The organism is Devosia chinhatensis (assembly GCF_000969445.1).
Taxonomy (GTDB): domain Bacteria; phylum Pseudomonadota; class Alphaproteobacteria; order Rhizobiales; family Devosiaceae; genus Devosia; species Devosia chinhatensis.
This window is the reverse complement of sequence record NZ_JZEY01000054.1, coordinates 595238-608422: the sequence shown is the minus strand read 5'-3', so window position 1 is coordinate 608422 and position 13185 is coordinate 595238. Positions and strand designations below refer to the sequence as shown.

General features: G+C 61.4%; 16 protein-coding genes. 2 read left to right on the top strand and 14 right to left on the bottom strand.

What is annotated here, in order from left to right; genetic code table 11:
• Nucleotides 1-7 precede the first annotated feature (7 nt).
• From VE26_RS03030 to VE26_RS03020, 3 genes are read right to left on the bottom strand one after another with little or no spacing between them, the layout of a single operon-like run.
• Nucleotides 8-352, bottom strand: a complete 345-nt coding sequence (locus VE26_RS03030; RefSeq protein ID WP_280136865.1) for a DUF1491 family protein — start codon at nucleotides 350-352, stop codon at nucleotides 8-10.
• Nucleotides 353-1537: a peptidoglycan-binding protein gene (locus VE26_RS03025; protein ID WP_046103712.1), complete on the bottom strand. Its 1185-nt coding sequence runs from the start codon at nucleotides 1535-1537 to the stop codon at nucleotides 353-355.
• Nucleotides 1534-3348: a PAS domain-containing sensor histidine kinase gene (locus VE26_RS03020; protein ID WP_052715621.1), complete on the bottom strand. Its 1815-nt coding sequence runs from the start codon at nucleotides 3346-3348 to the stop codon at nucleotides 1534-1536. The genes VE26_RS03025 and VE26_RS03020 overlap by 4 nt, the downstream gene beginning before the upstream one ends.
• Nucleotides 3349-3665: 317 nt before the next feature.
• Here VE26_RS03020 and VE26_RS03015 point away from each other — a divergent pair, with 317 nt between their 5' ends.
• Nucleotides 3666-3959: a hypothetical protein gene (locus VE26_RS03015; protein WP_046103711.1), complete on the top strand. Its 294-nt coding sequence runs from the start codon at nucleotides 3666-3668 to the stop codon at nucleotides 3957-3959.
• Nucleotides 3960-4128: 169 nt separating this feature from the next.
• On the top strand, nucleotides 4129-4557 hold the full coding sequence (locus VE26_RS03010) for a SufE family protein (protein WP_046103710.1): 429 nt from the start codon (nucleotides 4129-4131) through the stop codon (nucleotides 4555-4557).
• On the opposite strand, the gene VE26_RS03005 is transcribed toward VE26_RS03010, so the two are convergent.
• From VE26_RS03005 to mbhE, 11 genes are all read right to left on the bottom strand, one after another.
• A complete protein-coding gene (locus VE26_RS03005; RefSeq protein WP_160297787.1) occupies nucleotides 4554-5582 on the bottom strand; it encodes an acyltransferase family protein in 1029 nt (342 codons plus the stop codon). The two genes, VE26_RS03010 and VE26_RS03005, sit on opposite strands and share 4 nt — an antisense overlap.
• Nucleotides 5583-5658: 76 nt before the next feature.
• A complete protein-coding gene (locus tag VE26_RS03000) occupies nucleotides 5659-6165 on the bottom strand; it encodes a DUF6456 domain-containing protein (protein WP_160297786.1) in 507 nt (168 codons plus the stop codon).
• Nucleotides 6158-6517, bottom strand: coding sequence for a helix-turn-helix domain-containing protein (locus tag VE26_RS02995; protein ID WP_052715619.1), 360 nt, complete (start codon nucleotides 6515-6517; stop codon nucleotides 6158-6160). The genes VE26_RS03000 and VE26_RS02995 overlap by 8 nt, the downstream gene beginning before the upstream one ends.
• Nucleotides 6518-6669: 152 nt before the next feature.
• Entirely contained in the window at nucleotides 6670-7092 is a 423-nt protein-coding gene (locus VE26_RS02990) for a Ros/MucR family transcriptional regulator (protein WP_046103708.1), read from the bottom strand.
• Between the two features lie 123 nt (nucleotides 7093-7215).
• Nucleotides 7216-7572 (bottom strand): monovalent cation/H(+) antiporter subunit G, encoded by a 357-nt coding sequence (mnhG, locus tag VE26_RS02985; RefSeq protein WP_152658692.1) that lies wholly within the window; start codon nucleotides 7570-7572, stop codon nucleotides 7216-7218.
• Nucleotides 7572-7865: an MrpF/PhaF family protein gene (locus VE26_RS02980; RefSeq protein WP_046103707.1), complete on the bottom strand. Its 294-nt coding sequence runs from the start codon at nucleotides 7863-7865 to the stop codon at nucleotides 7572-7574. The genes mnhG and VE26_RS02980 overlap by 1 nt, the downstream gene beginning before the upstream one ends.
• Complete coding sequence (locus VE26_RS02975) at nucleotides 7862-8341, bottom strand: Na+/H+ antiporter subunit E (RefSeq protein WP_046103706.1); 480 nt, start codon at nucleotides 8339-8341, stop codon at nucleotides 7862-7864. Before VE26_RS02975 ends, VE26_RS02980 begins: the two co-directional genes overlap by 4 nt.
• A complete protein-coding gene (locus VE26_RS02970; protein ID WP_046103705.1) occupies nucleotides 8338-9930 on the bottom strand; it encodes a proton-conducting transporter transmembrane domain-containing protein in 1593 nt (530 codons plus the stop codon). The genes VE26_RS02975 and VE26_RS02970 overlap by 4 nt, the downstream gene beginning before the upstream one ends.
• A 1-nt stretch (nucleotide 9931) precedes the next feature.
• Nucleotides 9932-10309 carry a Na+/H+ antiporter subunit C gene (locus tag VE26_RS02965; RefSeq protein ID WP_046103704.1) on the bottom strand — a complete coding sequence of 126 codons (378 nt, stop codon included), beginning with the start codon at nucleotides 10307-10309 and terminating at the stop codon, nucleotides 9932-9934.
• Nucleotides 10309-10734, bottom strand: coding sequence for a Na(+)/H(+) antiporter subunit B (locus tag VE26_RS02960; RefSeq protein WP_046103703.1), 426 nt, complete (start codon nucleotides 10732-10734; stop codon nucleotides 10309-10311). The genes VE26_RS02965 and VE26_RS02960 overlap by 1 nt, the downstream gene beginning before the upstream one ends.
• Nucleotides 10731-13115 (bottom strand): hydrogen gas-evolving membrane-bound hydrogenase subunit E, encoded by a 2385-nt coding sequence (gene mbhE, locus VE26_RS02955; protein WP_046104940.1) that lies wholly within the window; start codon nucleotides 13113-13115, stop codon nucleotides 10731-10733. Before mbhE ends, VE26_RS02960 begins: the two co-directional genes overlap by 4 nt.
• Between the last annotated feature and the right edge of the window lie 70 nt (nucleotides 13116-13185).

Here is a 13185-nt window from a genome sequence, read left to right as displayed (position 1 = left end):
CACTGACCTAGCGTGCGGCAATGACATCGACGCCAGCATCGTCGCCCCTCAGATCGAGGCTCAACACCCAGAGGTCGGGGTCGAAATCGATCTCGCGGGCAATGCGGTCGCGGACGATGCCAGGCTCGACACGTCGAAAACGATGCTGGAAAACCAGCCCTGCCCCGTCGTCGTTCCGACTCACGCTCGGCGCTGGCACCAGCAGCGATCGTGTGCCGTCGAGATGGTCGATTTCAATAAAGACTTGTCCGGCAATGGGATCGCCCCGCCGCGCCACAACGCACATCTGGCCAAGGTCATTGTGCCGCCGCACGAAGGCCATGCACCAGATATCACTGCGCAGGCTACCCACCTAAATGGTCGCGCCGGCCTTGAGCAGCAGGTCCACGAGGTCCGGCTGTACCTGGCCAGTCATGCGGTAGCGATAAAAGCTCTCGAATTCCCGAATGGCACGCGCCGTCTCCGGTCCCGGCTTGCCATCGACGGGCGCCTGGAAAAATCCAAGGCTGGCAAGGCCTGTCTGGATCTGACGCACCAGTTCGGTGTCATTGGCCGGGGGCGTTGCGGCCGCCTGGGTCGGCGGATTGGCCGGTGCAGCACTCGCGCTATTGGTCGCCAGAGCGACGGGCGCCGGCATCGGTTGTACCGGCGTCGACGCGACCGGGACGGCCGGCGCAGGCTGGGACGGTACGTTTGCCGCGGAGGCGCTGGGCACCGGCGGATTGGCCATTGCCTGGGGCGGCGTGCGCGAGGTGTCCACAACCGCGATTATGGAATCGATCGTACTTGCGGCCGATTGCGCGACGGTATCGAAAGCCTGCTCAGCGGGCGATAATTGCGGCAATTGCCGCACAACCGGATCCTGCTGCGGATTGGCCACCGCGGACTGCACCGGGACCGGCGGAGGCGCTGCCACCGGCTGAACAATCGCTGCCTGGGGCTGAGGTGACGGTGCCGCAGCGGGCGCTACCCGGCCGGATGCGTCGGAGGCAAGAATAGCGTCCATCACGGTAGCGTTCATGCTGCCGGTCGGGGTCAAGCCGTTCCGCTGTTCGAATGCCCTGATGGCTTCGGCGGTCTTGGGGCCGTAATAGCCGTCGATCGTTCCCGAAAAGAGGTTGAGTTCGAAGAGCTTCTTCTGCACCGCGAACATCTGGGCATTGCCGACTGGCGCGTCGGGCACGCTTACCGGCGTCGCAACGCTTCCTGTAGTCTCTGCTGCAACGGCCGGCGCCGCTTCCGGCTGGGCGATCTCGATCGATGGCAGCACGTTCTCAGGACGGTCGACGGCCGGCGTGGGCAGAGCCGCGACTGTATTATGGGCCGGAGCAAAGAAGGGCGACGGGTGCTCGACAGTTTGAAAGTAAAGCGCATTGCTGCCCGCCAGAGCCGTCAGAGTGACCATGGCAAGAATACCGGTCGATGCGAGGGGAGCCCGCATATACCGCGCCAGGCTCCATTGCCCGGCGCGCGTCACGGTGCCCAGCAAGGCGCCGCCGGCCATCAGGATCGGCTGGGAAAGGGTCGCAGCGTTCATTGGGCTTTTCTTGTTTCGTTTTGCCATGAATCAGAAGTGGCGCTCGCCAGGGGCTCTCGGTGCAGGTGAACAATGTCGGCAGTTTCGCCGGCTTTGGTTGCTGGACCGTTTATAGGCAGCAGAACAGTGATGGTTGTCCCCGCTCCAATTTCGGACATGGCCCGCAAAGTGCCCCCATGGAGCTCGACCAGGCCCTTGACGATGGATAATCCGAGACCCGTGCCCTCATATTTGCGATTCAGCCCCTCTTGAACCTGGAAGAAGGGCTCGCCGATTCGCGCCAGGGCTGCAGGCGCCATACCGATGCCCCGATCACGTACCGAGAGATTGATGGACTGGCCCTGGCGCTTGACCACAACGCTCACAAGCCCGCCGTCATGGCTGAACTTGATGGCGTTTGAGAGCAGGTTGATCAGGATCTGCCGGCACAGCCGCTCATCGGCCGTCAGCATCGGCAGGTCCTGTTCGACGTCGGACACAACGCGCACATTGCGCTCGGCAGCCAGTGTTTCGACCATGGCGAGGCAAGATGGAACAATCTCCGCCGGAGCCATAGGCTCAGCATGGATCTCGAACTTGCCAGCCTCGATGCGCGACATGTCGAGGAGCATGCTTACCACTTCGAGCAGGTGCTTGCCGCTCTGATGGATCAGGCCGGCATACTCCTTGTGCGTGTGCGACAGCTCGCCGCCGATGCCGCTCGTCATCATTTCCGAGAAGCCGACGACCGCGTTGAGCGGGGTTCGCAGTTCGTGACCGATGGTTGCAAGAAACCGCGACTTTGCCTGGGACGCATCCTCAGCGGCGCGCCGTGCCTCGGCCATGGCCGCTTCTGCATCCTTACGACCGGTAATGTCCCGCAGCAGTGCAATCACTTCGTGGCGACGGCCGGGAGCGGTCTCGTCCAGGATCGGCGACAATTGCATTTCGACCCAGATGAAACGCGGAACGCTGTGCGAAGCGCGCGGATCATCCTGGCGTAGCCGGACCTCGATCGTGCGGTTCCGGCCACCCTGATTGGCATCGGCAAAGGCTGTCATGTAGGCCGGGCGGTCCAGTACATGCAGGCGATTGGCCAGGCTCTCCCCCGAAAGCTGATAGCGCGGGCAACCGAACAGGGTTTCTGAAGACCGCGACGCCAAGAGAATGGCGCCATCGGCGCTGAACCGCAGCACGGCATCCTGCACGTGCTCGATCAGGTGGCGATAGGCACTGATCTGCGACTTGTCGTGGACTTCATAAGCGGCCGCGATCCGGTGAGCGCTGTGCGCGGCAACGGCGAAAGCGGAGAAGAAGCCAAAGATTGAGGCAACCAGTAATTGCGGCGCATCGGGGCTGACGGGGCTCATTCCGATCGCGCTGGCGATTGCGCCGACACCCAGCACCGCACTCGCAGCCAGCCAGCTGGCCCGGCGATGGACCCTGCGGCAGACGAGAGCGGCAAGGACGGGACCCATAAGGGTCATTGCCATTCCGGCATCCACCAGGCGCGGATCCGCGATGGTCAGCACAAGGCCCGACGCCATGAGCGTTGTGACCTGGCCGGCTGCCGCTGCTTCGAGCAGCCCGCGATGATAAAAGGAGAGACTGATCATGCCGCCAGCCAGCAGCAGGCTGGCGACGAGGAACGGCACCGCGCCGCCCGTCATCAACAGATACATGGCTGGCACAAGGCCCAGGGCAGCCGTGACCGAAAACAGGCGTGCGTTGTTGGCGATAGTCTTGCGGCGCAGCATTTCGGGACGATTAGCGGCGCCTGTCGACGCCGCATCATTCCCACCGCTGGGTCCGAACACCTTGAGGCTACGCATTACTGAACTCACTATACCGACGCCTTGTTCGGGACTTGTGCCCCTGACGCGGCCCGTTACCGACCCGCCTGCCCGGATGTGTTCCGGAACGTGTGCGCAGCCTTGCGCGCCAACATCTAAGACAGGTTTAAGCGCGCGCGCTTGCGGTTCCACCGGGCGGGGCTTTCAAGTTTTAGCGTAAACAAGAGCTTGCACGGCCGAAGGACGAAGCGCCGGATTTGTCTCAAATTTTATCCAATTGTCGCAACGGAGTTTAAGGGCCTCGCCCTAGGCTGGTTATCAATCGGCGGAAATGGACCCGCCCAAATGGAAGACTGATGTTTCTGCTTCGCTCCTCATTCTGGCTCACTGTCGCATTTCTGGTCATCCGGCCAGAGGCAGACATGGGCGCCACAGCTTCCGCGCTATCATCCGAGGCGATGGCCCGCGGCAGTCAGTTCGTGGCTGAACAGATCGAAGCGATAGAGTGCGACACCATCACCTGCATCGGTGGCAAGGCCTTGGCCAGCGCCGCTATCAAGACTAACCCGGCAGCCGTTGATCCCATGCACAATTTGGCGGCTTCCGGTTCGGTACCCCTTCCTCGACCTCGACCGGACCGGGCGGGCTAGCGCGGTGCCCCAAGGGGCATCCGATCTTGAACTCCAGAAGCCGCGTCACTTCCCCAAGCGACATTACTCCATCGGCTCCTGGCTCCTTGGCCGCAAGCACCGCCCCGTGCTTGCGGCTTTTCTTTGCGCCCCGCTGGCATTGACCTATCGCATGTCCTAGATAAGGCGCATGAGCCAGCCACAAGCATTTCAAGAGATTGCCGAAAACCTGTCGTTTCTCGATGAATGGGAAGATCGGTATCGCTATATCATCGAACTGGGTCAGGGCCTCGACAAGCTCTCGGAGGCCGAGCACTCGCCGGAAAACAAGGTCAATGGCTGCGTTTCGCAGGTTTGGCTCGTGGCGGAACCCAAGAGCATCGATGGGGTTCCAGCGCTCCGCTTCCGCGGTGAAAGCGACGCGATGATCGTCCAAGGCCTCGTCGCGGTGCTTCTTGCCCTCTATTCGGACAGGCCTGCACAGGACATCGCCAATACAGATGCCATTGCGCTTTTCGACGAATTGGGCCTGCGAGAACACCTGACCACACAACGCTCCAACGGCCTGGTTGCCATGGTCAATCGCATTCGCAACGAGGCCCGGGCAGCCTTGGCCTAGGCGCGGGGCCGGAGCGAACGCATAAGCGGCCGTTCTACCAGGCGATATAGAACCAATCCGGCGCCGATGCCGCCAACAATGGCGGCCAGCAGGATCGCTGCGACGAGCACATCGTTCTCGGTCCCGATCAGTTTCAGCGCCATTCCTGCAATGGCTCCGACGGCAAAGATGTGCACCAGGTAGATCGAATAGGACGCATCTCCCAGCGTCTCGAGGATGCTGAACCGAGGCATTTTCGCTTCAAAGGCTACACTGAGCGCCATGAGGGCCAGCACTGCGGCCAGCAGAGCGACAAAGCTCAGGCCGTCTTCCACCACACCGATATCCCTCTGAAAACCGATGCCCAGCCCAAGGACGACCGTGACCAAGAGCGGCCCCGCCAGCCTGGGAACCCACCGCGCCAACGCGCCTTCCAGAGACCAGATGCCCATCCACACCCCGGCCACGAAGGCAAGCGGCATGTAGCTGGTGTAAAAGGCTGGAATGGCTCCGGCAGGGTGAAGAACACTGCCGATCGTCGCCAGGACGACATAAAGGATCGTCAGTGCCAAGGCACGCCTACGGGCGCTGAACACGGCCAGCAGCGCGAAGCTGACATAGAAGAACATCTCGTAGTTGAGTGTCCAGCCCAGCTTGTAGAGCGGGTGCAGCCCATGGCTCGCCGGATTGTAGAACGGCACGAATAGCAGGGACAGGCCGAGCTGTCCGAGATCAAAGATCGTGGTCTTGAAAAGGCCTGGGGCAAGCAATGCCAGAAGCGCCGCGACGCCGGTAAAGGCCCAATAGAGCGGGACGACGCGGACGATCCGGCGTTTGAGGAAGCCGAGCGGATCGAAGCTTTCCTGGCCGGTGACGATCACCATGATGAAGCCGGAAATGGCAAAGAACAGGATCACGCCCAGCCAGCCCAGCCGACCATAAGCCAGCACATGTCCGGTCAGTGGATAGAGCAGAGCGTGCGATATTAGGACGAGGGTGGCAGCGACGGCCCTGAGATATTGGATGGTGTGAAGCTTGCCGGTCATCGCGAACATTGTTCCAATCGTGCGATGACCCATATCACGCCGCGAGACGAGGCGAACATTACCGAAGATGACATCGTTAATGCGGGGGCTCGGGAAAAAGCGGCGGCCGCTCCGGCAGCCAGGTCCGTGATGGCGTCGTTGGCCTGCCTTCCGCAACCTCGCGGAGCCCCATGATCCCGGCAAATTGTTCAAGACCGATGCGCAGAACGAGCTTGGCACTGCGGCGCGGCCAACCCCGCTCTTGTTCGACCTGTTGCAACCCTTTGTCGAAAGCACAAATATCGGTCAGCAGATCCCAGCAATCGCGCGGCATCCTGCGTGCCAGTTCTGCCAGAAGACGCCGCGCATGAGCGGCGCTGTCCGCCAGGTCCGCTTGTTGCGTTGGGCTGCGCCGACCGCCAACCCGCGCCGGGTCGTAGGACATGGTGACCCGCTGCGCCAGGGCCGCCTTGCCGAACAAAAGGGTTAGTCTGCGTGAAGCCTCAAGATGGTGGGCGCGCAGAAATGTTTCTTCCGACTTTCCTGCCCCCAGCCGCAACACAGCATCGGGAAGCCTATCGTTAGGGGAGGAAGACTCAGTCATGGCTGATTTTTCCGGCGGTCTCGAGCAATTGCTCCAGCCGTGAGACGTCGGCATCGAAGGCCGGATCGTCGCGCAAATCTTCAATCAGAGCACAGGCATAGGAGACAGTAGTCCTATCTCGTCCAAAGGCTTGCCCGACGGATGTGAGGCTTTGTCCAAGCACCACGTGGGCGAGATACATGGCCAACTGTCGGGCGCGCGCAGCTTTGGCGCGGCACCGATTCTGACTGAATATCAGAACTTTGGAAACCTTCGTCTCGTCAGCTACAAGCGCTGCTGCCATATTGGCTGCGCGTACCGCCGGGGGTGCGAAGGACCTGTTGCGCGAGGTGGGAGTAAAGGCGATATCCATGGTAGCTCCGAAGAATGTAGGATAATATTCCTACAACCTGCGTGATGGCTACCCACCCGGGGATAAGTTGGTCTCATTTTTGGGAGATAAAAATACGATGGCCGCCCCAAAGGGAGCGGCCTGCAGCAAAACCGACAGTTCTTTCAGACAGTTCAGCCAGCCTTGCGACCAAGACCGTTGTCTTTGGCGAGCTTGGATCGAGTCGCCGAATAGCTTGGTGCCACCATCGGGTAATCGGCAGGCAGGCCCCACTTCTCGCGATACTCTTCCGGAGACAGGTTGTAATGGGTGCGCAGATGCCGCTTCAGCGACTTGAACTTCTTCCCGTCCTCGAGGCAGATGATGTAATCGGACGCGATCGACTTCTTCACCGGCACGGCAGGCTTGAGCTCTTCAACGGGAGCTGGCGCTTCGTTGGTCTTGAGATTGCGTAGGGCACCGTGGACTTCCGCAATCAGCCGGGGCAAATCGCTAGGGCTGACTGCGTTGTGGCTGACATAAGCCGAGACAATTTCAGTGCTGAGTTCTATCAAATCAGCATCAACATTTACGAACGCGCCGGTATCGTCGTTCATTTTTTCAACCTTCCAAATTTTTCTTATTGACGGAGCCAAGGAACGGCCCTCGCCTTGACCATTTACTATGGCCATTTTTAGACCCACGCAAGACTAAGTCCAGCAATGGATGCCGAGCCACCATTATTTATTGGCAGAATTTTGTTCCGGGCTGCCGCTCATGTCATCGACAACAGTTCTTGTGCAAGGCTTGTAGCCTGCAAAATAACTTGAGCGGGCGAGAAGATGGGCAGCCAAAGGCGTGGTCAGTAACAGGAAGATAAAGCCCAGTATCGCCCGCATGGCGATTGCGACATCTTGTTCCACCAATGCCACGGCGATCAGGATCAATCCTCCGCCAACTGCACCGGCCTTCGATGCGGCATGCATGCGCGTATAGAGATCGGGCAGGCGGATGACCCCGATTGCGGCCGCCAGCACGAAGAAACTGCCGACGATGAGAAGCACGCCGCCGGCCAGGATCGTCAGATCGCTCAGCATCAGGGCCCCCTCCCCTTGCCTGCCTGGAAAAGGATGTAGCGCGCCAAGGCAATCGTCGCGAGAAAACCAAGCAGAGCGACGGCGATGGCGATGTCGAGGTAGAGGGACAGGCCGGTGCGGATGGCGATCGCACAGACAAAGCCCATCACGACGATGGTCAGCAGATCGAGAGCGAGGACGCGGTCGGATGTCGATGGCCCGATGACGATTCGCGTCAGCGACAGCAGAAGCGCAAGCGTGAGCATCACAAGGGCGATGAGGCTAGCCCAATCGATGAAGGTTGCCGGGGTCACTCGAACACCTCCAAGACCTTTTGCTCAAAGCCATTCTTGATTTCGGCAATCATGGCTTCACGATCCCGCAGCACCAGCGTGTGGACGAAGAGCACCGATTTGTCCGGTGACAGATCCACGCTCAGCGTGCCGGGCGTCAGCGTGATCAGATTGGCAAGAAGCGTGATTTCGAGATCGGATTTGACACTGAGCGGCACGGCCACGATCGCAGGACGGATAGCGCTGTCCAGATCGGGACGGAATACGACAAGCGCCACACGCACGGCGCTCATCATCAGTTCGTACAAGAACAGAAGAATAAGGGACAGAACGCGCCCGGTCCGGCGTAGAGCGCCGCTGCGGATCAGGCCGTGGCGCAGCAGCAGCACAGCCACGCCACCGACAGCCGCCCCAAAAAGCAGGTTAAGGCCGGAAAAAGACCCGGTCATTCCCGCCCAGCCCAGTGCAAGGATAACGACGAGGAAGGCCGCGTTCATGGACTGTCCTCCGCAAGGCCCGTCGCCGCGACATAGCGTTCCGGATTGATGATGTCTCCGGCGCCAGCCTGCATCGCGTCGAGCAGAGGCGCAGGCCAAAGTCCAAGCAGGACAATCGTAGCCGTCAGTACCGCCGTCGTGCCGAGGCCAAGCCGTCCGCGTCGATCAAATGGCACAAGCTCGGGGCGCACATGCTCGGATCCCGCACCTTCCGGACCAGACCGCCAGAAGACATGGGCCCAAAGCCGCGTACCGGCGATCAGCGTCAGAACCGCGTTGACAAGTAGCGCCAGCGTCAGCGCAATCCCGATCCAGTCCTGCGTCTGTGCGGTGACACTTTGCGCGATGCTGGCCTGCAGGAGCAGCAGCTTGGGCCAGAAGCCGAGAAATGGCGGCACGCCGGCGCTTGCCAGAACCAGCACGATGAAAAGGATCGAGAGCGGCGCGCTGGCCGCATAGAGGCCGCCCATCTGCCTGGTGTCGGTGGCTCCAGTGCGTTTTTCGACCAGCCCAGCAACCATGTAGAGCGCCGACATGGCCAGGATGGCATGCAGGATATAAAATCCCGATCCGGCGACACCCGTTTGCGAAGGGATAGCCAGGCCCACCATGATGGCACCGATTCCGCCAACGACGATGAAGCCGATAGCGCGACGGAGATTGGTTTCCGCTATCGCTCCAAGCGGGGCGATGAGCAAGGTCGCAACGGCAATGATCGCGAGGACGGGCTCCAGCATATCGCGGCTGGCCGGCAGGATCGCCACGAGTGTGCGCAGCAAGGCGTAAGCACCCACCTTGGTCAAAAGCCCGGCAAAAAGCGCGGAAATGGCGGCAGGCGGCGTGTGGTAGGAAGCCGGAAGCCAGGCATTGAGCGGGAAGGCAGCGGCCTTTATGCCAAAGGCCAGAAGCAGGAGCGCAGCGACGCCAGCCATGGCGGCGGGGTTTGCTACAGCAGCGACGCGCATGATGTCGGCCATGTTGAGCGTCCCCAAAAGGCCGTAAAGCAGGCCCAGCGACAAAAGGAACAGGGTGGTCGCCAGAAAATTGAGGAAGCCGTATTTCACTGCGGCGTCCAGCTGAGCCGGGCGCCCGCCCTGCACAATCAGGCCGAACGAAGCGATCAGGGTCACCTCAAACCAGACATAGAGGTTGAAAAGATCACCGGTCAGGAAGGTGCCGGTGACGCCGGCCAGCAAAAGCAGCACCATGGCGTGGAAGGCGTCCTTGCCATCGTCCTCTGCACGGTCGATTTCCGCATAAATCAGGATGAAAAGGGTCGCCAACGCGGCCGCCAGAGCGAACGCGGCCCCGAAAAGGTCGACGGTGAGGCTGATGCCAAAGGGTGGCAGCCAGCGGCCCATGGTCATACTGACGGGGCCGTGGGCCAAAACGTCAAGGAGCAGCATGATCTCGCAGGCAATAATGGCGGCCAAGACCAGGATGGCACCGATAAGGGGCGCCTTGTTGATCCGGCGCACCATAAGCAGGCCTGCGGCACCCAGGAGCGCCAGCACGACCGGGAGCACGATCACCCATTCGGCAATAAGCGTCGGCGTATCGATCATGGCTTGTGGCAGAGAGGCGTCCATATCAATAGCTCAGCGGCGGCTGCGGAGCCCGTTCAGGCTCGGCCAGGCGCATGTTGTCGGTATTGTCGGCATCAAGGGTCTGATAGGCGCGAAAGGCCAGTACCAACAGGAAGCTGAACATCGAGAAGCCGATGACGATGGCGGTCAGAATCAAGGCCTGCGGCAGAGGATTGGCGATGGGTCCCGCGGGAACATCGAGCCCGGGCGGGATGATCGGCGCAATCTCCCGCGTCACCCGCCCGGCGGTAAAGATCAGCAGGTTAACGCCGTTGCCAAAGACGGTCATGCCGATGAGCATGCGGATGACGGACCGCGAGAGGAGAAGATAGATGCCCAGCGCGATGAACAAGCCGACGAGAGCTGCGAGAACATAATCCATCAGAGATCTTCCTCGCGGTCGGCTTCCAGGGACAGGGCAATGGCCGAGAGCGTGCCGAAGACCACACAATAGACGCCCAGATCGAAGACCAGCGGCGTGGACAGCGGTACCACGGTTTCCCCCAGATCGACATAGAGCCAGATGCTGGTCATGAACGGCGCATCGATGAACAGGCTCAGGAGGCCGGATGCACCGGCGATGATGACGCCGAAACCGGCAATGGCCATAGGGTCTACACGCAGTGCCCGCCTTACTTCGCTGACGCCGGATGCCATGCCGAAAACAGCCATGGCCGAAGCCGCGATGAGCCCTCCGATGAAGCCACCGCCCGGCTCGTTGTGCCCCCGCAGACAGACATAGAGCGAAAAGATCAGCATGATCGCCACGATCAGCGGCGCAAGCGTGCGGAAAATCACGGTATTCATGGCGCGACCTTCCTGGCCCGACGCCGCCTGGCTGGCTTGGCGGGCGGCTCGGCCGCCAGCGGCACAGCCGGCTTGCGGCGGCGCAGCAGCGCCAGGATCGCCATTCCCGCACCCATGACCACGGAAATTTCGCCCAGCGTATCGAAGCCGCGATAATCGACCAGGATGACGTTGACGATGTTGTGGCCATGCGCAATCGGCACACTGGTTGCGGTAAACAGGTCGGACAGGCGGGTATTAAGCGTTCCGTTGAGCACCAGCATGAGCAGGAGACTGACCCCTGCCCCACAGACGATTGCCAGCGTTCCATCACGCGCCCAATCCTCGAACGGCCGCGGGTCACGGTCGCTGAGCCGCAGACGGCTCATCACGAAGGTCAGGATCACAACAGAGAGCACCTCGACCATCAACTGGGTGAAGGCCAGGTCCGGCGCGCCAAACAGGAGGAAAATCAGGGCAAGTGCTGCGCCCTGCACACCCATGGAGAGGATGGCGATGAGCCGGGTCGGCGCCATCAGGAGGGCCAGAAGGCCGGCAATGGCCAGGACGACCACGCCCCATTCGTAGGGCTGCATCTGAGGCCAGGCGAGCCGGGCCGACCAGTTACCGAGATCGGCATTGGGCATGATCCAGTCAAGACCGCCCCAGGCCAGCATGGGGCCGAACAGCGCAACCCCCAGAGCCAGGAAGACGGTCACGAGATAAACCTCGAGCCGCCCATTGTGCAAAAAGCGCGTCATTGCGCCCGAAAAACGGATCAGACCGAACATTGCCGCATCGAAAACGGTATCGGCAGTCCAGCCGATGGCACCGTCGAGCCGCCGCATGAGCTTCCGGATCGTGTCGGCTTGCCGGTAGACGAGAATGCCAAGGACCCAGGTCAGCGCCGAAAGCCAGAGCAGGAGACTGGTGACATCGAGCGCCAGCGTCAGGTGACTTTCCACCGCCGTTCCGAGAATGGCGGATGCCGCCGGGACAAGCACGTCGTGCCCCAGCCAATCGGGCAGGACGCCCGCCACGATGCCGGCTCCACCCAGCACGATCGGGCCGACCAGCATGGGCAGGGGCGCTTCATGCGCGGATCGCGGGGTGGGCACAACCGGGCCGAGGAAGGGGCGGATCATCACGATCAGGGCTATTGCCGCGAGCATGGCATTGCCCGCAACCAATATGGCGAGAACCAGAAGGCTCGCAGCATCGCCTGACATCAGGCCGAGATACATTTCTTCCTTGGCGAAATAGCCGACCGTCAAAGGCAAGCCGATCATCGACAAAGCCGCCAGGGCGGCGCCGATAAAGGTCACTGGCATCTTGTCGGCCAGACCACCCAAAGCTGTGATGTCTCGGGTGCCGGTCTCATGATCAATCGCCCCCGCGACCATGAAAAGCCCGGCCTTATAGAAGGCATGGGCGACGAAATACACCACCATGCCTGCAATGGCCGCCTCGCTCCCCAGGCCGATCAGCACGACCAGAAGCCCGAGCGAGGCGATGGTCGTCTGGGCCAGGATCTGCTTGAGATCGGTCTGCTTGAGCGCGCCAAGGGCGCCCCAGATCAACGTGACACTGCCGAAGCTCACAAGAATGAGACCCCAGCTCTCGGTCCCGCCCAGGACAGGCGTCATCCGGGCGAGGAGATAAACCCCGGCCTGCACCATGGTCGCCGAATGCAGAAACGCGGAAACCGGGGTTGGCGCCTCCATGGCATTGGGCAGCCAGAAATGCAGCGGGAACTGCGCCGATTTGGTGAAGGCTGCGCCCACAAAGCAGAGCAGCACGAGACCATAAAGCGCATGATCGCGCATGAGATCGCCGGTGGCGCGCAGGGCACTCAGTTCCCAGAAGCCGGCGATCTGGTGCACCAGCACGGAACCCGCCAAAAGAAACATGCCGCCGATATTGGTGATGACCAGCGCCTGGATGGCCCCGCGCCGTGCCGCCTGCCGGGTGTGGTCAAAGCCGATCAGCAGGAATGAGGTGATCGAGGTCAGTTCCCAGAACACGAAGAGGCACAGCAAACTGTCGGAAAGAACGAGCCCCAGCATGGCGCCCATGAAGGCCAGCATGAAGCCGAGAAACCGGCCGCGATGGGCATGTCCGGCCAGATAACTGGCCGCATACAGCACGATGAGGGCACCCACACCGGAGATGGTGAGCGCAAAAACCAGGCTCAGCCCGTCGACGAAAAAGCTGAGATTGATGCCCTGCTCCGGAACCCAGTCGAGGCCGACGGCGACAGTGTTACCAGGGATGATCGCGGGAGCAAGGCCAAGAAGGTAGGCGAAGATGGCGGCCGGTACCCCAGCGAGGACCCAACCGCTCAGCCGCCCGGCCAGTCGGCAGACCATTGGCGCCAGAATGGCGGCCAGAAACGGCGCCATGGCGACGAACGCGATACCAAAATCGGAGGAGGACCCCAAACGTGCAAACCTTCGGACAGGACTGATTCAG